The following is a 19,910-nucleotide window of genomic DNA, read 5'->3' as shown; positions in this document are numbered from 1 at the left end:
GGTCACGTTTCGGGATCGGCGGCCGCACGTCCGACGACCTGTTCCCGCACAACCGGCGCGCGTACGGTGCAGGTATGGCTATGTCTGAAGAATCACGTGCTCAGGCGTTGAACACCGAGGTCGCGCGATACGTGAGGCAGGGCTGGACGGTCGAGTCGGCATCGATCGGGCAAGCGGTGCTCTCGCGCAACAAGCGGATCGGCTGGTTCTGGAACACGGTGCTGGTGTTCATCACCGGCGGTCTCTGGCTCATCTACGTGATCTACCGCGCCCTGAACCGCATCAAGGAGACGATGGTCGTCACGGTCGACGCCTACGGCCGCGTCTTCACCCGCTGAAGCGCCACGCCCGACCCCTCGCCTCAACTCGCCCCCGGCGGCTGTCTTCCCGACGCCGGCCAGAGTTGCCGACGCGGGCCAGAGGAGCAACTCTGGCCCTCGCGTGCAAGTCTGGCCGGGAAGGGGGATCTCGCGGCAAAGAGGAGTGCGCTGGACAGCATGCTCCCGCCGGCCACCACGGCGGCCCGTCACGCGGCTGAGCGAATCCGGCATCCGCCGCGCCGGATTCCCAGCGGCAGGAACGTCAGCGTCGGTTACGATGTAAACCCGTGGTGGACAATCAGGGCGCGACCGTAACCAAGCACATTTTCGTCACGGGCGGGGTCGTCTCCTCACTCGGCAAGGGGCTCACCGCAGCAAGCCTCGGCAATCTGCTCACCTCACGCGGACTCCGCGTCGTGATGCAGAAGCTCGACCCGTATCTCAACGTCGATCCGGGCACCATGAACCCGTTCCAGCACGGCGAAGTGTTCGTGACGGATGACGGGGCCGAGACCGACCTCGACATCGGCCACTACGAGCGCTTCCTCGACATCAACCTCAGTCAGGCCGCGAACGTCACCACCGGCCAGATCTACTCGCAGGTAATTGCGCGCGAACGGCGCGGCGAGTACCTCGGCGACACCGTGCAGGTGATTCCGCACATCACCGATGAGATCAAGCGCCGCATGCGCCTGCAGGCCTCCGAAGAGCCGCAGCCAGACGTCATCATCACCGAGATCGGCGGCACCGTCGGCGACATCGAGTCGCAGCCGTTCCTCGAGTCGGCACGCCAGGTGCGTCACGAGCTCGGTCGCAAGAACGTGTTCTTCGTGCACGTCTCGCTCGTGCCGTTCATGGGCGCGTCAGGCGAGCAGAAGACCAAGCCCACGCAGCACTCCGTGGCCACGCTCCGCTCGATCGGCATCCAGCCCGACGCGCTCGTGCTGCGCAGCGATCGCCCGGTCACCGAGAGCAACCGGCGCAAGATCGCCCTCATGTGCGACGTCGAAGAGGCTGCGGTGGTCAACGCCATCGACATGCCGAGCATCTACGACATCCCGACGATGCTGCACGAGCAGGGTCTCGACGACTACATCATCGACCAGCTCGGCGTCGAAGCGACTGAGCTGCGCTGGGAGGGCTGGCAGCGCGTGCTCGACGCGGTGCACGACCCCAAGCGCGAGGTGACCATCGGCCTCGTCGGCAAGTACATCGACCTGCCCGACGCCTACCTCTCGGTCACCGAGGCGTTGCGCGCCGGCGGCTTCGCCCACCAGGCGAAGGTCAAGATCAAGTGGATCCCCTCCGACGCGTGCGAGACGCCGGAGGGCGCGGCGCGCGAACTCGGCGACATCGACGGCATGTGCGTGCCGGGAGGCTTCGGCATCCGCGGTATCGAAGGCAAGCTCGGGGCGCTGAAGTTCGCGCGTGAGAACGGCATCCCGACGCTCGGCCTCTGCCTCGGCCTGCAGTGCATGGTGATCGAGTACGCCCGCAACATGGCGTCGCTGCCTGGAGCCTCGTCGACCGAGTTCGACCCCGACACCGAGTTCCCGGTCATCGCGACCATGGCCGAACAGGTCGACATCATTGCCGAGGGCGACCTGGGCGGCACCATGCGCCTCGGCCTCTACACCGCCGCGCTTGCACCCGGGTCGCTCGCCGCCGAGCTCTACGGCGCCGACTCGGTCGAGGAGCGGCACCGTCACCGCTACGAGGTGAACAACGCCTACCGCGACCGCATCGCCGAGGCCGGCCTGCAGTTCTCGGGCACGCTGCCCGACGGCTCGCTCGTCGAGTTCGTCGAGCTGCCGCGCGACGTGCACCCCTTCTACATCGCCACGCAGGCGCACCCGGAGCTCCGTTCGCGCCCCAACCGCGCGCACCCGCTCTTCCGCGGACTCGTCGACGCCGCGATCGAGCGCCAGGAAGCCAGCCGCCTGTTCGAGGTCGCCGAGAACGGTGAGACCGGCGATTCCGGTGAAACGGCAGGCGAGAGCACAGGGGCGGATGCTGCAAGCTCCGTCGTGACCGGCGCGGCGGTTTCCTAGCCCGCCGTCGCACCCATCCGGCCTCGCTCGGAAGCGAACCCGCCAGCCGCTCAGCTCGCGCTGTCGAGCTCGCGGGAGTTCGCCAACGCCAGCGCGGTGTCGGCGAAGACCTGCGCGGTGGCGACGACCGACTCCCACGGTGCGAATTCGTCCTCGCAGTGCGAGCGCCCATCGCGCGTCTGCGTGAACAGCATGGCGGTGGGGCCGGCACCCGCGAGATGAACGCTGTCGTGCCCGATCGTGCCGACGGTGTGCTGCCAGCGGATGCCGCGGGCGTCGGCGGCGCGCTCCAGCATCCGTTGAATGCGCTCGTCGAATGCGGGGCTGCGCATCGACCAGAAGCGGTCGATCTCGACGCCGACACCCTCTTCGCCTGCGATGCTGCGGAAGAGTGCTTCCAGCTCGTCGAGCCGGCGGTCGAGGGTCTCGTCGTCGTGGGCGCGAACATCGAGGCTGAACTCGGCCTCGTGCGCGATCACATTGGTCGAGCCCGGTTCCACGCGCATGCGGCCGACCGTCGTCTTGAACGCGCCGTCAGCCACGGCCGAGTCACGGGCCGCCACGATCATGCGCGCGGCCGCGACCACGGCCTCGTGCCGACCGCCTGGGCCTGGACCTCCTGCGTGCCCACCGGTGCCGGTCACTCGCACCATGTTCCAGCGCACCGGCTCGACACGAGGCACGATGCCGACCAGCGCGCCTGACTGCTCGAGTTGCGGTCCCTGCTCGATATGCGCTTCGAGTGAGGCGAAGAAGTCGCCGACGCGGTGCTCGGGCTCGCCGAGATAGCCGATGCGTTCGAGGGCGTCGTCGAGGCGGATGCCGTCGGCATCCGTTCGCGAGTGCGCGTACGCGGCGTCCCACTGACCCGTGATCACGCCCGTGCCGAGCATCGCCGGCGGAAAGCGCGCCCCCTCCTCGCCCATCCAGTTCACGACCACGACCGGACGCTGCGTGCGAGCGTCGGCATCGTTCATGGCCGCAACCGTCTCGAGCGCGATCGCCACCCCGAGGATGCCGTCAAAGCGGCCGCCGGGCACGACCGTGTCGAGGTGCGAGCCGATCAGCACCGGCAGTGCAGCGTCATCGGCCCCGCGTCGGCGGGCCGTCATGTTGCCGACGTCGTCGAATCGCACCTCGAGCCCCAATTCGCGCGCCGTCTCGGTGAACCGGTCGCGCGCGGCCTTGTCAGCATCGGAGGCGGCAGGGCGCGACACTCCGCCTTGGGGTGTTCCGCCCACGTCGGGGGAGGCGAACGCGTCGAGGTACGCGCGCAGACGTTCGGGGTCGATGCGCAGCGAGCCGGCATCGGAAGCCGGAGCCGAAGACGAAGACGAAGACGAAGACGAAGACGAAGGCGTGGGCGTGGCGGACACGGCGCGCTCCTACTCCGCTCGAAGCGGCATCGCGATGCAGCGGATGGGCGACGCCGAGGCGCCGCGCAGCTTGAGCGGCAGCCCGATGAACGCGAACTCCGAGACGCCCGCCGCCGAGAGCTCCTCGCAGTTGAGCACCTCGATGATCGGCACCCCGGCCTCGTTGAACAGGTACATGTGCACAGGAATCCACGTCGACTCGTTCTGTGCGGGCAACTGCTCGATCGCGACATTGTCGGCGCCGACGATCATCGCCCCCTGCTCGACGAGCCACTTCGCGCCGTCGAGGTTGAGGCCCGGCTCGTCGGTGAGGAACGCCGCGGCATCCGGCCACTCGCGGTAGCGCCCCGTGCGGATGATCACCACGTCGCCGGTCTGCACCGTGACGCCCTGGCGCTCTGCGGCGGCTTGCAGGTCGTCGGGGCCGATGCCGTACGAGGGCTCGAGCTGCTCGACGCCCTTCAGCGCGGCGATGTCGAGCATCACGCCTCGCGCGATGATCGGCGGGATGGTGTCGACGCCGCACTTGTTCCAGGTGCGGTTCCCGAAGTGCTCGTGCGCGTGGTACCCGTTGAAGATCTCGCCGTGACAGCCGAAGTGGTTGAGCGCGTCGATGTGCGTGCCGCTGTGGGTGTACATCGCGATCGCGTCGCCCGTGTAGCTCGTGAGCTTGTTGGCGTCGTCGTCCAGGCCCAGCGGGTTCGTGACCACATCGCCGGCCGGGTCGTGCGTCTTGTAGATCTGATACGCGGGGTCGCCGAGCGCGCTCCAGGTCGGCATCCCGACGAAGTACTCGCACGAGAGATCGAACACGCGCGATCCGTCGACGCGGGCCAGCACGTTGACGCGCGACTCGGGCGTGATGTGGTTGAGGGCGCCGATCTCGTCGTCGACACCCCACGGGCTCTGTGCAACGGTGAACTGGTGGGCCATGACGTGCCTCCCTGTCGGGCGCGCCGAGCGGCGATGCACAGCTGCGTGCGGTCTTCCGGCGCGGGTAGCGAACGGATGATGACCGGAGCCCACGGCGTGAGACCGGCCGATGGTGGGTCCATGATCGACCCGCGATGGCCGGTGGTCAAGGGATGCCGCTGCGCGGCCCTGGATGCGGATGCGGGATGCGGGCGCGGGATGCCGGGGGTGAGCGACGCGTACCGGTTGCCCGGGCGCCAGCGGCGCATGCCGGCTACCCATGCCCTTCCCGCAGGCGCCGGTTTCCCCACGCGCCGAGCGCCCCCACTCGCGCTACTCTCGGGGAATGGCTGATCGAGCGGACTCGACTGGCAAGGGGCCCACGGGAGTTGAAGCCCCTGCGGGTGAAGAGGGCACAGCATCCTTCGATGAGTCGCAGGCTGTGGAAGGGGCCGCAGCACCGGGAACGGAGCCAGAGGGCACCCGGGCAGACGACGGAGTGCTCGTCGCCGACGCCTCGGCAGAGCCGCTGATCGCCGACGAGGCGTGGCCGGTCGAGGTCGTCGAGCATGAGCGCGCGTTCGAGGGCATGGTCTGGAACATCGACCGAGACCGCTTCATGTACCGCGACAGCGGGCTTGTGCGCGAGTACATGGCGCATCCCGGGGCCGTCGCGGTGCTCGCGATCGACGAGCACGACCGCGTGCTGCTGGTGCAGCAATACCGGCACGCGGCGCGCGCTCGCCTGTGGGAACTGCCCGCCGGTCTGCTCGACGTCGACGGCGAAGATCCGCTCGAGGCGGCCAAGCGCGAACTGGCCGAAGAGGTCGATCACGAGGCCACCCAATGGGAGCCGCTCATCTCGAGCCTGCCGAGCCCAGGCGGCAGCAATGAGGCAATCACCGTCTACCTCGCGACCGGGCTGAGCGAGACCAGCGAATCATTCGATCGAGAGCACGAAGAAGCCGATCTCACGGTGCGTTGGGTACCGCTCGACGAAGCCGTGCAGGCGGTGCTCGAGGGCCGGGTGCGAAACGGCATCCTGCAGACCGCGCTGCTCGCTGCGCAGGCGCGTGGATTGGGCAGCGGTCGTTTCAGCGGTGGCGACGCTCGCGATGGTGTCGAGCGAGGGGTAGAGGGCTACGGCGGCGATGCAGGGCGCGTCTGACGCGGTCGAGGAGCGCGCAGCATCCGCTGGGCCTGAGCCTGCACCTGGACCCGCACCTGAAGCTGCACCCGAACCCGAACCGGCGCGACCGACGCCGCTGAGCCGTGCGATCGATCGGTACCTGCGCCACATCACGATCGAGCGCGGCCTCTCGGCAAACACCGTCGCCGCGTACCGGCGCGACCTCGGCAGCTATGCAGCGCACCTCGCTCGCGCGGGCATCAACGAACCGCGCGCGATCGCGGCATCCAATATCTCCGAGTTCGCTCAGTGGCTGCGCACGCGATCTGAGGCTCCGTTGAGCGCGTCGTCGCTGGCGCGAGTGCTCTCGTCGGTGCGCGGCCTGCATCGTTTTCTGCTCGATGAGGGTCTGGTCGACGAGGATGTCGCGGCTGACACGCGCCCGCCGAAGCTGCCCTCGCGCCTGCCCAAGGCCATCAGCTTGGGCGAGGTCGAGGCGCTGCTCGCCGCGGTCAGCGGTGATGATGTGCGCGACCTTCGCGACCGGGCGCTGCTCGAGTTGCTCTACGCCACCGGCGCCCGGGTCTCGGAGGCTGTGGCGCTGAATGTCGACGACGTGATCGAGCTCGGCGGCGGGGCAGCGGGTTCGGGCGGCGGCATGGGCAACCAGGATGACGACGGCGGCCGCCGTACGACCGGCACGGTCGACGTGGTGCGGCTCCTCGGCAAGGGCGACAAGCAGCGCATCGTGCCGCTCGGCAGCTACGCGCGCGACGCGCTGGAGGCGTATCTGGTGCGTGCGCGTCCGTCGCTCTCGGAGCGTGGGCGGTCAACGCCGGCGCTGTTCCTCGGCATGCGCGGGCAGCGGTTGAGCCGGCAGAACGTGTGGTTGATCATCCAGCGGGCGGCGGAGGTCGCCGGCATCCGCTCAGCCGTGTCGCCTCACACGCTGCGGCACTCGTTCGCCACGCATCTGCTCGAGCGGGGTGCCGATGTGCGCGTCGTGCAGGAGCTGCTCGGACACTCAAACGTCGCCACCACGCAGATCTACACGATGGTGACCGCCGACACCTTGCGCGACATGTACACGTCGGCGCACCCCCGCGCCCGCTGACCGAGGCGCCTGTTGTGTCGCCCGTGATCGCGGCGCTCGCGCGCCCGCAAGCGCGCTCCGAGCGGTCGGAACCGACGCCGACCCGACTAGCGACGAGGGATGAGCGAACAGCGCCAGACGCTCAGGCGCCGAGGATCGCGGCCGACCAGTCGGCGACGCGCGCGAGCAGCTCGGCATCCACGGGGCGCTTGACGTCCTTGCGGTAGTCCGCCAGCGACGGCTCGCCCTCCTGCGTTCGCAGGATGTGGCTCAGCTTCGGCATCGCGATCGTGGTGACCGGCCCCGCCACGCTGTCGCGGATCACGTCGAGGTCGCCAACCGGCGTCTGCAGATCCTTCTCGCCGGTGATCGCGAGCACGGGCACCGTGATCTTCGAGTACGACAGGCTCGGGTCGTGCGCGACGAACTCGCGCATCCACTTCGCGTTGATCTTGCGCCCTTCGATGCGCATCACGTCTGCCGTGCTCGCACCGATCTTCTCGTGCGTCTTGCGCGACTTCTCGACCAGGTCGGTGCGCATGAGCTTGAGCACGAACCGCACCCAGCCTGGAAGGCTCGGCGCGATCTTGGCCGCCTGCCACGCGAGCAGCGTCTTGCCCGGCTGTGCTGAGGCGCTCAGCAGCACGACACCACGCAACTTCTGGGCGGTGCCCTCACCGAGCACGGCTTCGATGGATGCCAAAGAGGATGCTGCAGCGGATGCCGCCACCTCGTCGCTCGTGCTTGCTCCGCCGGTGGTGCCGTTCGCCGCGGCCGCCGGTACCGCGTTCCGAGTGGCAACCGGCCAACCTGCTGCGTGCTCGCCCGCGACGAGGGCTCCCTCACTGTGGCCCACGACGATCACGCGGTCGGCGTCGACCTCGGGAGCGTTGCGGAGCGCCTCGAGCGCGGCTGCGGCATCCGTCACCCCGTCGTAGAACCCGGCGCTGAGGAACTCGCCACCCGAGGCTCCGACGCCGCGCTTGTCGTAGCGCAGGGATGCGATGCCGCGCTCGCGCAGCGCCTCGGCGAGTTGGCGAGTGATATCGAGCGGAAGCTGCTTGATGCTCGAGTCGCGATCGACCGGACCCGAGCCGGGGATGATGAGCGCGGCCGGGTACGGAGCGTCGCCCGCGGGCAGCGCGAGGGTTCCCTCGAAGCGAGTTCCGTTCGATTCGAAATTGATGGTGCGGTCGGCCACGAGGGGTCCTTTCGACTGCTGAGGGTTCTGGGGTTACGGTTGTTATCGCTAGTGAGACTATTATCAGTATTGATAACGTTGTGCGCAAGCCGAGTGTGGTGAGCGCCTCCGGAGGCGGTTCGGTCGGACTCGGTGCGTCTCAGTTGAGCGGTGAGCGGAGGAGCAGTCATGGGGGAGTCGCGAGCGAAGGCGACGGGCGCGATGTCGGCGACCGAGGTGCTGTCGCACCCGGTGCGCCTCCGGGTCGTGCAGGCGCTGCTCGGCGGACGCTCGCTCACCACGGCCGAGCTCCGCGACGAGCTCGGCGACGTGGCGCCAGCCACGCTCTACCGGCAGATCGCCGCGCTCGCTGCAGGGGGAGTGCTCACGGTAGTGGCCGAGCAGCAGGTGCGTGGGGCGACGGAGCGCACCTACGCACTGGTCGAAGAGGCGGCATCCGTAGACGCTGAGCGGGCGCGTGAGCTCTCGGTCGACGATCATCGGCGGCTGTTCGCGACCTTCGTCGCCGGACTGCTCGCCGACTACGACCGCTATCTCGACTCGGGCTCGCAAGCCGACGGGCTCGACCTGGCCCGCGATCTGGTCGGCTACCGCCAGCGGGCTCTCATGCTCACCGACGACGAGCTCGTCGCGATGCTCCGCGAGTTCAGCGAGGTCATCGGTCGCTACGACGCGCTCGCCGGAGGGGATGAAGCGGCCGCCGCCGCCGACCTTCGGGCGGCGGACGGCGAGACCGAGGCCAAGCGCGACGACGGCCGTGGCGCTGGCGAGGCGATGACCGCGGCACCGGATGCCGAGGCTGCAGGCACCGGCATCCGCACGCGCCGCTACTTATCGACGATCGTCATGCCCGCCCGCTGAGGCGCCCGCGTGCGCCACGCTCGCGCGACCGCTGTGCGGTCACGGGGGGCGATGGCCCGTGGCTTGGAAGTCGCCCCTCCCCGGCAACTTGGAGCCGCGCGTGCGGTGTCGGCGATGGTTTGAGTCGCTGGCGGTGGTTCTATCCGGGGCCAGCGAGTCAAACCCTCGCCGACTTGAGCCCCTGCCGGTTGCGAGCAACGAGCGAGCGGCCCGCGCGCCGCAACCTTCGACCACGGGTTGAGGTGACTTAGCGGAGCGGGCCGTGTGCTGTCAAGGGTGTTGAAAACCCGCCGTTAGGCTCGTTTCATGACTGCTCCGCGCGATACCTCAGCCGTCCTGCCAGACGTCGCCGAGACGTCGCCCGCCCGTTCGAGCAACTCCAATAACAGCAAGCCCAAGAACGCCGAAAAGTCCGCAGCCAAGGTCGGCCCCACCGGCAAGCCGCTGCGCGACTTTCCCGCTCCGGCCCCACTGAAGAGCCACGGTCCCGCCCGCATCATCGCCCTCTGCAACCAGAAGGGCGGGGTCGGCAAGACCACCACGACCATCAACCTCGGCGCCTCGCTCGCCGCCTACGGTCGCCGCGTGCTCGCCGTCGACTTCGACCCACAGGGCGCGCTCTCCGCCGGTCTCGGCGTGCAGACGCACGATGTGCCCAACATCTACGACCTGCTCATCGGCAACCTGAAAGACGCCAAGCAGGCGATCGTCGAGACCGCCGTGCCCGACCTGCACGTGGTCCCAGCGAACATCGACCTCTCGGCGGCCGAGGTGCACCTGGTGAACGAGGTCGCACGCGAGCAGATCCTCGCTCGCGTGCTGCGTCAGGTCGTCGACGACTACGACGTGATCCTGGTCGACTGCCAGCCCTCGCTCGGTCTGCTGACCGTCAATGCACTCACTGCCGCGCACGGGGTGCTGATTCCGCTCGAGGCCGAGTACTTCGCGCTGCGCGGAGTGGCGCTGCTCATCGAGACCGTCGACAAGGTGCGCGACCGCCTCAACCCGGCGATCGAGCTCGACGGCATCCTCACCACCATGTTCGACTCGCGAACGCTCCACGCCCGCGAGGTGCTTGAGCGCGTGGTCGACGCGTTCGGTGACAAGGTGCTCGAGACTGTGATCGGACGCACCGTGAAGTTCCCCGACGCGAGCGTCGCCGGTGCGCCGATCACCGAGTTCGCACCCGAGCACGCCGCGGCGAAGGCGTACAAGCAGCTCGCGCGAGAGTTGATCTTCCGTGGCGCAGCCGCCTAGCGCGGCTGAGCAGGCCAAGACCGAGACGGATGCCGCCACCCCCGGCTCGGCTGCATCGCCGACCGACACGGCGGTCATCGACACAGCGTCGCGCCCGGACGCGGTGAGCGACGCCACGCCGAGCTCCGTAGCAGTGGGCACCGAGACCAGAACCGGCAGCCAGCGCGCCGGCGACGCCCAATCCGCGGATGCGGGACCCGCGGACGCCGAACCCGCGGGCGACGCCCGCACCGACGCTGAGGGCGAGGCCCCGGCATCCGGATTCCGCCTCACCCTCAACAACTTCAGCGGACCATTCGACCTGCTGCTCTCGCTGATCACCAAGCACGAGCTCGACATCACCGAGGTGTCGCTCAGCAAGGTCACCGACGAGTTCATCTCGTACCTCAAGGGCCTCGACACCGACGAGGAGCTCAACGAGGCGAGCGAATTCCTCGTGGTCGCGGCCACGCTGCTCGATCTCAAGGTGGCGGGGCTGCTGCCGCAGGGCGAGCTCGTCGACGCCGAAGACGTCGCGCTGCTCGAGGCGCGCGACCTGCTCTTCGCCCGCCTGCTGCAGTACCGCGCGTTCAAAGAGGCCGCGCAGTGGTTCGAGCAGCACTTCGAGGCTGAGGGGCACCGCAAGTACCGCTCGGTGCGGCTTGAGGAGAAGTTCCGCAAGCAGACGCCCGAACTCAAGTGGACGCTCAGTCTCGACGACTTCGCCGCTCTCGCGCTGCTCGCGCTCACGCCGCGGGAGATTCCGACGGTCGGGCTCGATCACCTGCACGCGCCGCTCGTCAGCATCCGCGAGCAGGCGGCGAACGTGGTCACGCTGCTGCGCAGTGCCGGTGCGCTGACGTTCCGCGAACTCATCGCGGGGGTCGAGCAGCGCGGCGTGGTCGTGGCGCGGTTCATCGCGGTGCTCGAGCTCTACCGGCACGCGTCGATCTCGTTCGAGCAACTCGAACCGCTCGGAGAATTGACCATCAGGTGGACTGCGGAACACTGGTCTGAGGAACAACTCGCCAACCTTGGGGCCGACTATGACAACTGACAGCGATCGCACGGATGCCGTGACTGCCGGCGCAGCGCCCCGCGCTGACGCCGCGACGGTCGATGACGCGGTCGCGGTGGGTGCAGGCGATGCAGATGCAAGGGCTGCAGCCAGAGGCGATGCGGGTGCCGATGTCGTCGGCACCGAGACCGATCCCGCCGGCACTGAGACCGATCCCGCCGGCACTGAGACCGACGCAGATGACCGAGGCGAGGCCACTCGATTCGAGGGCGATCTCGAACGCGTGCTCGAGGCGATCCTCATGGTCGCCGACGAACCGCAGAGTGTCGTGTCGCTCGCGTCGGCACTTGGGCGCCCCGTGCGCGAAGTGCGCCACGCCATCGCGAGGCTGAAGGCTGACTACGACGGCGAGGTCGCACCCGGGCCGGTCGTAGCGGGCGAGGCTGGCACCGGCGACGGTGAGGCCGGCACCGACACCGGCTCCAACAACGGCGCGGCCCCGGCGAGTGCCCCCGGCATCCGTCGCGGATTCGAACTGCGCGAGGTCGCGGGAGGTTGGCGCATCTATGTGCGCAGCGAGTACGACGATGCCGTACGCGGGTTCGTGCTGACGCAGACGCCGACGAAGCTGTCGCAGGCGGCGCTCGAGACGCTCGCGGTGATCGCGTACAAGCAGCCGATCTCGCGCGGTCAGGTCGCCGCGATCCGCGCGGTGAACGTCGACTCGGTCGTGCGCACCCTGCTCGGCCGCGGGCTCATCACCGAGGCGTTCACGGACGCCGAGACCGGCGCGATCCACTACGCCACCACCGACCTGATGCTGCAGCAGCTCGGCATCAACTCGATCGACGAGCTGCCGCCGATTTCGCCGCTGCTCGACGACGGGACCGCTGGGTTCGAGGAGCGCGCGAGCTGATGCATCGCGATGACGAGCGCGCGCGGACGAGTGAGCAGGGGCACGAGCACAGGCACGAGCTGGATCACCAGGACGAATCGGAGCACCGTCGGGGGAGCGCCGAAGAAGCGTCTGCGCGCCCAGACGCGCAATCAGTCGGCAACAGTACAGCCGACACCGCCCCGCAAGGCGAGCGCCTGCAAAAAGTCATGGCCGCCGCCGGCGTCGCATCGCGGCGCGTATGCGAGCAGCACATCGCCCAGGGTCGGGTCGCTGTCAACGGCGAAGTCGTAATGGAGCCCGGTCGCCGCGTCGACCCTGCGATCGACCGCGTCACGCTCGACGGCACCGCGCTGCAGCTCGACACCACTAAGCGATACCTCATGCTCAACAAGCCCGTCGGCGTCGTGAGCTCGATGAGCGACGAGCAGGGCCGCCCCGACCTCACCCGCTTCACCGCCGGCTACGAGGAGCGCCTCTTCAACGTGGGTCGCCTCGACCAGGCCACCAGCGGGCTGCTCGTGCTCACCAACGACGGCGAGCTCGCGCACGTGCTCGCCCACCCGTCGTTCGGCGTCACCAAGACCTATATCGCCCGTGTCGCCGGAGACGTGAGCCCAGCCACGATCAAGCGGCTGCTCGACGGCATCGAGCTCGACGATGGCCCGATCGCCGCCGACAACGCCCGCGTGCTCGCCGGATCGGCCCGTGGCGAGAGCCTCGTCGAGCTGACCCTGCACTCGGGCCGCAACCGCATCGTGCGACGGATGCTGGATGCTGTCGGTCACCCCGTGAAGGCCCTCGTGCGGCGCCAATTCGGCCCGCTGCACCTCGGAACCCTCCGTGAGGGGCAGCTGCGCGAGCTGACCAAGGCCGAACTCGGGGCGCTGCTCACGCTCGCTCGCGACCCCGAGAGAGCGGCACGACAGGAGCGTCGAAAGGCGCGGAACCGTCCGAAGCAGAAGCCCGGCAAGGGCGACCAGACGCGCGACGGTGGCCGCGAGAGCAGGGGTCGGCGTGAGTCAGCGGGGGAGCGCCGCACCGGTTCAGGTGGTGGCGCGCGTACTGGCGCCCGCACCGAACGTGACCGCGAGCCGGACAAGACCCGCGACCGCAAGCCCGCCGCGAAGCGCGATGGCAGCCGCAACGCAGGCAGCGCGAAGACCGGTGGCCGGGAATCTGCGAGAGTAAAGTCCGCGAAGCGGCAGGCATCCGCCGGTGGTCGCCAGTCCAAGACCGCCTCATCACGCAGCCAGCAACAACGCGGCAGCCAGCCCCGCGGCACGGCCCGCAGCAACCAGAAACGAGGAAGACAGCAGTGAGCGAACGGCGCCTCAACGAACAGGTGCGCATCGTCGGCAGCGGCCTGCTCGGCGCGAGCATCGGACTCGGGCTGCGCGACCACGGGGTCGATGTGATCGTCGCCGATGTGTCGCCGTCGGCGCAGCAGCTCGCGATCGACTACGGCGCCGGCCGTGCACCCGCCGAGGGCGACAACCCTGGACTCATCGTCGTCGCCGTGCCGCCGGACGTCACCGCGCGGGTAGTCGCCGCCGAACTCGCCGCCTACCCGAACGCGCTCGTGACCGACGTCGCGAGCGTCAAGCTCGGCCCGCTCGAGCAACTGCGCGCCATGGGCGCCGACCTCAGCCGCTACCTCGGCACGCACCCCATGGCCGGGCGGGAGCGCGGCGGCCCCATCGCCGCTCGCGCCGACCTGTTCCTTGGCCGCCCGTGGGTGCTCGCCGGCCACGACGACATCACCTACAAGCGCGCCGCCGCGATCGAAGACATGATCCTCGACCTCGGGGCGGTGCCGATCGAGCTCACTGCCGAGACGCACGACGAAGCGGTCGCGCTCGTCTCGCACGCGCCGCAGGTGGTCGCCTCGCTCATGGCCGCGCGTCTCGTCGACGGGCCGGATGCCGCGCTCGGCCTCACCGGGCAGGGGCTGCGCGACGTCACGCGCATCGCCGCGAGTGACCCGGGCTTGTGGGTGCAGATCCTCGGTGCGAACGCGAGCCCGGTCGCCGAGGTGCTGCGGGGACTGCGTGACGACCTCGACGCGGTCATCACCGCACTCGACGAACCGGATGCCGGGGGCTCTCGCCGCACGATCGCCGAGGCCATCGCGGTCGGCAACACCGGAGTCGCCCGCATTCCGGGCAAGCACGGCCAGGACCGTCGCTTCGCGCAGCTTGTGGTGATGGTCGACGACCGCCCCGGCCAGCTCGCGAAGCTGCTCACCGAGGTGGGCGAGGTCGGCGTGAACCTCGAAGACCTCCGGCTCGAGCACTCGCCGGGCGCGCAGATCGGCCTCGCCGAGCTCGCCGTGCTGCCCGAGGTCGAGCACAAGCTCGTCAGCGAGCTCGAGGCGCGCGGCTGGCGCATCGCGGCGGTGTCGGCATGAGCGCCCAAGGCAAATCCCAGCACGAGCCTCAGCAACATGACGCGGCCGCGCACGCGCAGCCCGCGGCATCCGCCCCCATGATCGTCGCGATCGACGGACCGGCCGGCAGCGGCAAGTCGTCGGTGAGCAAGGCCGCCGCGCGCGAGCTCGGGTTCGCCTACCAAGACACCGGTGCCGCGTACCGCGCGTTCGCCTGGTACTGCGTCGAGCAGGGCGTCGACCTGCACAACCCCGACGACGTCACCGACGCAGTGCCTGGCTTCGACTACGCGATCGGCACTGACCCCGACCGTTACTACGTGCGGGTCGGCCGGCACGACGTGACCGACGACATCCGTGAGCCCCGCATCTCGGCCGTGGTGAGCGCGATCGCGCGAGTGCCGGCGGTGCGCGAGCGGTTGACGGCGATCTTCCGCGAGATCATGGCGTCGACCGAGCGTCCGGGAATCATCACCGAGGGCCGCGATATCACCACGGTGGTCGCGCCCGAGGCGCCCGCCCGCATTCTGTTGACTGCAGACGAAGACGTTAGAATGTCGAGGCGTTCGGCGGAGCTCGCGGGCACGCAGCCCGAGCACCTCGTCGCCGAACAACTCGGTGCGAGAGACCGGCTCGACTCGCAGGTGGTCGATTTCATGTCGGCCGCCGACGGAGTGGTCACGATTGACTCGACCCACCTGACCTTCGACGAGACCGTGCGCGCTGTCACCGACCTGGTGCGCGCCACGATGGCGACCGACCGCAACTGACCGCCCGCACGAGCGCGGCGGCGGGGCCCACGAACAGGATCACCCATGACTGCTGACCACGACACCCCGCGCGACGACTTCGCCACCGGGCGCGGCTTCGACGCCGCCGACCTGGCTGCAGACAGCGCTGCCGACGCCACAGAATTCGACGGCGCGGAGTTCGACGGCGCCCAGCATGATGCCGGCGAGTTCGACGACAGCGCCTTCGAGCCCGCCGCCGATGACGAGGCCTTCGCCGAGCGCCTCGCCAGCATCGACGAAGCGGATGCCGAGGCCCGCACCCGCTCGCTGCGCGCCGGGCTCGAGGAGTACGAGCTCGAAGACGAAGACCTCGACCTGCTCGAGGGCGTCACGGTCGGCGAAGACGGCATCATCACGATGCCCGCGCTGCCGGTGCTCGCGATCGTCGGCCGCCCCAACGTGGGCAAGTCGGCGCTGGTCAACCGCATCATCGGCCGCCGCGAGGCCGTGGTCGAAGACGTGCCGGGCGTCACCCGTGACCGGGTGTCGTACAAGGCCGAGTGGAACGGGCGCCGCTTCACGGTGGTCGACACCGGCGGGTGGGAGCCCGATGCCAAGGGCATCAACGCCTCGGTGGCGGCGCAGGCGGAGGTCGCCGTCGACCTCGCCGACGCCGTGCTGTTCGTCGTCGACGTGAACGTCGGCGCGACCGCCACCGACGAGCACGTGGTGCGGATGCTGCGCTCCGCCAAGAAGCCCGTGCTGCTCGTCGCGAACAAGGCCGACGACCCCCGGCAAGACTTCGAGGCCTCCGCGCTGTGGAGCCTGGGGCTGGGGGAGCCGTGGCCGGTCTCCGCCCTGCACAGCCGCGGCGTTGCCGACCTGCTCGACAAGGTGCTCAAGGTGCTGCCCGAGGTGTCGAAGGTGGCGAAGGAGGAGTACGGCGGGCCAAGGCGCGTCGCGATCCTCGGCCGCCCGAACGTCGGCAAGTCGAGCCTGCTCAACAAGGCAGCCGGTGAAGAGCGCGTCGTCGTGAACGAGCTCGCGGGTACAACTCGCGACCCGGTGGATGAGCAGGTGGAGCTCGGCGGGCGCATCTGGCGCTTCGTCGACACCGCCGGCATCCGTCGCCGCGTGCACCTGCAGAAGGGTGCGGACTTCTACGCCACCCTGCGCACGAGCGCCGCGCTCGAGAAGGCCGAGGTCGCCGTCGTGATCATCGACGTGACCGAGCCGATCAGCGAGCAGGATGTGCGCATCATCGACCTCGTGCTCGAATCGGGCCGCGCGCTCGTGCTCGCTTTCAACAAGTGGGACCTGCTCGACGATGAGCGCCGTCGGTATCTCGAGCGCGAGATCGAGCAAGACCTTGGTCACGTGTCGTGGGCGCCGCGCGTCAACATCTCGGCCCGTACCGGTCGCCACCTCGAGAAGCTCGTGCCCGCGCTCGAGCTCGCACTCGACTCGTGGGATACCCGCATCCCGACCGGCAAGTTCAACGCGTTCCTCGCCGAGCTCACCGCCGCGAACCCGCACCCCGTGCGCGGCGGCAAGCAGCCGCGCATCCTCTTCGGCACGCAAGCTTCGACCCGCCCGCCGACGTTCGTGCTGTTCACCACCGGCTTCCTCGACCCCGGCTACCGCCGCTACATCCAGCGCAAGCTGCGCGAGCTGTGGGGCTTCGAGGGCACCCCGATCGTGGTGAACATGCGCGTGCGCGAGAAGCGCAAGCGCTAGCCGGGCTTGTCGATCGCCAGCGCCGAACGGATGCTGCGCCTGGGGGGAGTCGCGTAACGCACCGCCGTCGCTCGCTCGCCGTTCAGCCGAGTGCGGCAGACTGAGACGATGACCCAGCAGCAGGCTCCGCCGCCCCTCGGGCCACGCGACCCTGCGGACGCCTGGGTCACCGGCCCCGACGGACGCCGCTTCTGGGGCCGCTTCGGTGCGGCCGGCTTGCTCGCCATCGACCCCGCGCGCGGGATTCTGCTGCAGCACCGCGCCACCTGGAGCCACTTCGGCGATACCTGGGGCCTGCCCGGCGGCGCCCGCCACGAGCACGAGTCGGCCTACGACGCCGCCCTCCGCGAGGCCGAGGAAGAGGCAGGCGTGCCCGCGGATGCTGTGCGCCCCCTCTTCGAGACCGTGCTCGACCTCGGCTTCTGGTCGTACACGACAGTCGCCGTCACCGTCGAGCACCCCTTCGAGGCCCGCATCGCCGACCTCGAGAGCCAAGCCCTCCGCTGGGTTCCCACCGCGGATGTCGGCAGCTTGCCCCTGCACCCCGGCTTCGCAGCCGCCTGGCCCGCACTGCACGAGCGCCTTAGCCGCGAAGTTCCCTAGTGCCTTCTCGCGCGCTGCACTCGAGAGTGCGCAAGTCGACTCAGGAACCGCGCTACTATAGACAGGTTGCTCTGAGCGTGCTTGGGGCATCGGGCTGTGGCGCAGCTTGGTAGCGCACTTGACTGGGGGTCAAGGGGTCGCAGGTTCAAATCCTGTCAGCCCGACCAAATAAGTTGAAACTCTCTCACTATCGCTGCTTGTGGAGCTAGCGCCCATGTGCTGGCCAAATGCGCTCGCGACCGGCCTGAATCTGACGGTTCGAAACGTGACGACCCATACGCAAGACGAACTGGACGAGCAAGGGGCGATGGAACGTCTCGCCGCCCACAGCTACCTCGCGCGCGTGCGCGACGCGTGTGTGAGATATGCCATGCCGACCCAACGGAAGTCAAGCCCGTGATTCATGTCTGGGTTTTCCGGGGCTCGCAGGCCCCGCTTTACGGAATTGACGCCGGATGTGCGTGGTGCGCCCTCATGCAGCGCTGCGCGTCTATTGCCGCCATGCGCGTCTCGAGTCTGGCACTCTGGAGATGTGAAGCACTGGCAAGAGCGACTCCAGGCTGCCTTTCCGAGCAACTCGGCTTTGTTCAATGGACAAGCAAATGACTTTAGTTTCGTGGTTCAGTCCATCAACTTGATCGGCGGCGAGTCCATCCCTCTGCAGCGTGCTGGTGTAACGGCGGTCGTTGGCGCAAATAACGCGGGGAAGTCGACGGTACTGCGGGAGGCGTGGGAGAAGCTCGCTCATCGCCCCGGTCATCCAGAGGTGCCTCGGATCGCAGTCGAGTCCCTGACGCTGGCTACCAGCGGAACGGCTGCCGACGTGATCTCATGGGTCGGAGAGAACTCGACGTTCATTCAGCGAGATTCGACCGCGGGCTTTCAGCGGGCCCAAACTGGTGTCGTAAATCCATCCCAACTCCTTCGGGGCTGGAATACCCACCCTCCAGCTGAGCTCGGAGAACTGGCAAATTTCTTGGTCTTCTACGGGAATGCGCAGGGCCGTTTCGGCATCGGCGGGGCGGCTGAAATGCGCGAGAACGTAGATGATCCGCCGCAACATCCTGTCCATCGTCTTCAAGACTCGAAGGCCCTGCTCGATGAGTTGAGCGCTGTCTCCGAAGAGATCTTTGGCAAGCCCCTGACGCTGGATGGTCTTGGGAGGACACTTAGGCTGCGCGTGGGCAGCGTGGGTCTTGAACCCCCACGCATTGACGACATCTCCCAGGCGTATCGCGACAGGATGGCGGAGTTACGGCCACTCGACGAGCAAGGCGATGGGATGCGCAGCCTGATGGGCCAGCTTCTGCCCGTGGTGACGGCGTCGTACAAGCTCCTACTCATCGACGAGCCCGAAGCATTTCTTCACCCGCCCCAGGCGCAGGCGCTGGGTGCCGAACTCGGCCGGATAGCCGCCCGTGAGAAGCTCCAGATCGTGCTGGCGACGCATGATCGTGGCCTCTTAACGGGCCTACTGCAGTCCGGGGTTGACGTTTCCGTGGTGCGGCTCGCGCGAAGCGACGGCCCAACGCGGGCGAGTCGACTCGGCGCGGCTGAACTACGCGCGCTGTGGACTGATCCGGTTCTCAAATACACCAATGTTCTCGACGGCCTTTTCCATCGCATGGTCGTGGTCGCCGAAGCAGAAGGTGACTGTGCGTTTTTGGCAGCTGCGCTCGACTGCCCTAGTCGGGCTGATGGCCCTCTTCCCCGGAACGAAATTCTGTTCGTTCCTACGGGCGGAAAAGATGGAATGGCGAAGGTCTGCTCGGCCCTATCAGCGGTAGATGTGCCTGTGGTTGCTGCGCCCGACCTGGACATGCTCTCCGACAAGTCGAAGTTGTCAGTGCTTGTGGGATCGGTCGGTGGCGTATGGACCGAGGAGCTCGATCGGCTTTGGAAGGTCGCTACCGCCGACCTGACTGCGCCTCGCGAACCGGCGAACGTTGGCCATGTGCTCGACGCCATCACCGCGCTTCTCGCGGACAAGCGGAGCGAGCCCTACTCCAAGTCGTTTAAGGACGCGGTAGCGGCGCAACTGCGAACGACTGCCTCGCCGTGGGCCTCGGTCAAAGAGCACGGGATGTCCGCCTTTCGCGGCGAAGCAAGGACCGCGGCCGGCGAACTGCTGACAAAGCTCGACGAAGCCGGCGTGGTCCTGGTCGAACACGGGGACCTCGAGCGCCTGGCACCCGAGGTCGCAGTGCGAAAGGGTCCGGGTTGGCTTCAGGCTGCACTAGAAAGAGGCGAGCAGTGCAACGCGCTCACGCAGCGCCATGTCGATCGCATCGTCGCGTCTGGGGCGAGGCGGGTCAACGCAGGCAGTTAGCCGAGTAGAGCAGACGCCTCGGGGATCTC

General features: G+C 68.5%; 17 protein-coding genes, 1 tRNA gene and 1 pseudogene. 16 read left to right on the top strand and 3 right to left on the bottom strand.

Annotation, left to right across the window (positions count from 1 at the left end):
• Positions 1–80 precede the first annotated feature (80 nt).
• Together QF206_RS05080 and QF206_RS05075 are read left to right on the top strand one after the other, a co-directional pair.
• A complete protein-coding gene (locus QF206_RS05080; protein WP_281488079.1) occupies positions 81–338 on the top strand; it encodes a hypothetical protein in 258 nt (85 codons plus the stop codon).
• Between the two features lie 269 nt (positions 339–607).
• Positions 608–2,371 carry a CTP synthase gene (locus QF206_RS05075; RefSeq protein WP_281488078.1) on the top strand — a complete coding sequence of 588 codons (1,764 nt, stop codon included), beginning with the start codon at positions 608–610 and terminating at the stop codon, positions 2,369–2,371.
• 50 nt (positions 2,372–2,421) lie between these two features.
• On the opposite strand, the gene QF206_RS05070 is transcribed toward QF206_RS05075, so the two are convergent.
• Positions 2,422–3,747, bottom strand: a complete 1,326-nt coding sequence (locus QF206_RS05070) for a hydantoinase/carbamoylase family amidase (protein ID WP_281488077.1) — start codon at positions 3,745–3,747, stop codon at positions 2,422–2,424.
• A gap of 9 nt (positions 3,748–3,756) precedes the next feature.
• Positions 3,757–4,680 carry a cyclase family protein gene (locus QF206_RS05065; RefSeq protein WP_281488076.1) on the bottom strand — a complete coding sequence of 308 codons (924 nt, stop codon included), beginning with the start codon at positions 4,678–4,680 and terminating at the stop codon, positions 3,757–3,759.
• Positions 4,681–5,005: 325 nt separating this feature from the next.
• Here QF206_RS05065 and QF206_RS05060 point away from each other — a divergent pair, with 325 nt between their 5' ends.
• On the top strand, positions 5,006–5,827 hold the full coding sequence (locus tag QF206_RS05060; RefSeq protein ID WP_281488075.1) for an NUDIX domain-containing protein: 822 nt from the start codon (positions 5,006–5,008) through the stop codon (positions 5,825–5,827).
• A complete protein-coding gene (gene xerD / locus QF206_RS05055) occupies positions 5,811–6,902 on the top strand; it encodes a site-specific tyrosine recombinase XerD (RefSeq protein ID WP_281488074.1) in 1,092 nt (363 codons plus the stop codon). The genes QF206_RS05060 and xerD overlap by 17 nt, the downstream gene beginning before the upstream one ends.
• Before the next feature lie 121 nt (positions 6,903–7,023).
• Here the strand turns inward: xerD and QF206_RS05050 are convergent, their stop codons facing one another.
• On the bottom strand, positions 7,024–8,082 hold the full coding sequence (locus QF206_RS05050) for an alpha/beta hydrolase (protein WP_281488073.1): 1,059 nt from the start codon (positions 8,080–8,082) through the stop codon (positions 7,024–7,026).
• A gap of 168 nt (positions 8,083–8,250) precedes the next feature.
• On the opposite strand from QF206_RS05050, the gene QF206_RS05045 reads away from it, so the two are divergent.
• The 12 genes and pseudogenes from QF206_RS05045 to QF206_RS04990 all read left to right on the top strand — a co-directional run bounded on the left by QF206_RS05045 (position 8,251) and on the right by QF206_RS04990 (position 19,881).
• Complete coding sequence (locus tag QF206_RS05045; RefSeq protein ID WP_281488072.1) at positions 8,251–8,943, top strand: helix-turn-helix domain-containing protein; 693 nt, start codon at positions 8,251–8,253, stop codon at positions 8,941–8,943.
• A gap of 306 nt (positions 8,944–9,249) precedes the next feature.
• Positions 9,250–10,200 (top strand): ParA family protein, encoded by a 951-nt coding sequence (locus QF206_RS05040; protein WP_281488071.1) that lies wholly within the window; start codon positions 9,250–9,252, stop codon positions 10,198–10,200.
• A 133-nt stretch (positions 10,201–10,333) separates the two neighbouring features.
• Complete coding sequence (locus tag QF206_RS05035; RefSeq protein ID WP_422785357.1) at positions 10,334–11,236, top strand: segregation and condensation protein A; 903 nt, start codon at positions 10,334–10,336, stop codon at positions 11,234–11,236.
• A 262-nt stretch (positions 11,237–11,498) separates the two neighbouring features.
• Complete coding sequence (gene scpB / locus QF206_RS05030; protein ID WP_281488145.1) at positions 11,499–12,113, top strand: SMC-Scp complex subunit ScpB; 615 nt, start codon at positions 11,499–11,501, stop codon at positions 12,111–12,113.
• A gap of 176 nt (positions 12,114–12,289) precedes the next feature.
• A pseudogene (locus tag QF206_RS05025) lies at positions 12,290–13,000 on the top strand (pseudouridine synthase); the annotation flags it as partial.
• 410 nt (positions 13,001–13,410) lie between these two features.
• Positions 13,411–14,502: a prephenate dehydrogenase gene (locus tag QF206_RS05020; RefSeq protein WP_281488069.1), complete on the top strand. Its 1,092-nt coding sequence runs from the start codon at positions 13,411–13,413 to the stop codon at positions 14,500–14,502.
• A 77-nt stretch (positions 14,503–14,579) separates the two neighbouring features.
• A complete protein-coding gene (gene cmk, locus QF206_RS05015; RefSeq protein ID WP_281488144.1) occupies positions 14,580–15,251 on the top strand; it encodes a (d)CMP kinase in 672 nt (223 codons plus the stop codon).
• Positions 15,252–15,296: 45 nt separating this feature from the next.
• On the top strand, positions 15,297–16,949 hold the full coding sequence (der, locus tag QF206_RS05010; protein ID WP_281488068.1) for a ribosome biogenesis GTPase Der: 1,653 nt from the start codon (positions 15,297–15,299) through the stop codon (positions 16,947–16,949).
• Between the two features lie 108 nt (positions 16,950–17,057).
• Positions 17,058–17,552, top strand: coding sequence for an NUDIX domain-containing protein (locus QF206_RS05005; protein WP_340309587.1), 495 nt, complete (start codon positions 17,058–17,060; stop codon positions 17,550–17,552).
• 90 nt (positions 17,553–17,642) lie between these two features.
• Positions 17,643–17,719: transfer RNA gene (locus QF206_RS05000), tRNA-Pro, on the top strand.
• Positions 17,720–17,766: 47 nt separating this feature from the next.
• Complete coding sequence (locus QF206_RS04995) at positions 17,767–17,952, top strand: TIGR02391 family protein (RefSeq protein WP_281488067.1); 186 nt, start codon at positions 17,767–17,769, stop codon at positions 17,950–17,952.
• A gap of 132 nt (positions 17,953–18,084) precedes the next feature.
• Positions 18,085–19,881, top strand: a complete 1,797-nt coding sequence (locus QF206_RS04990; RefSeq protein WP_281488066.1) for an ATP-dependent nuclease — start codon at positions 18,085–18,087, stop codon at positions 19,879–19,881.
• The last annotated feature ends 29 nt before the right edge of the window (positions 19,882–19,910 follow it).

Origin of the sequence: Ruicaihuangia caeni (genome assembly GCF_029952955.1) — a bacterium.
GTDB lineage: Bacteria > Actinomycetota > Actinomycetes > Actinomycetales > Microbacteriaceae > Ruicaihuangia > Ruicaihuangia caeni.
This window is presented reverse-complemented; position numbering and strand designations above follow the sequence as displayed.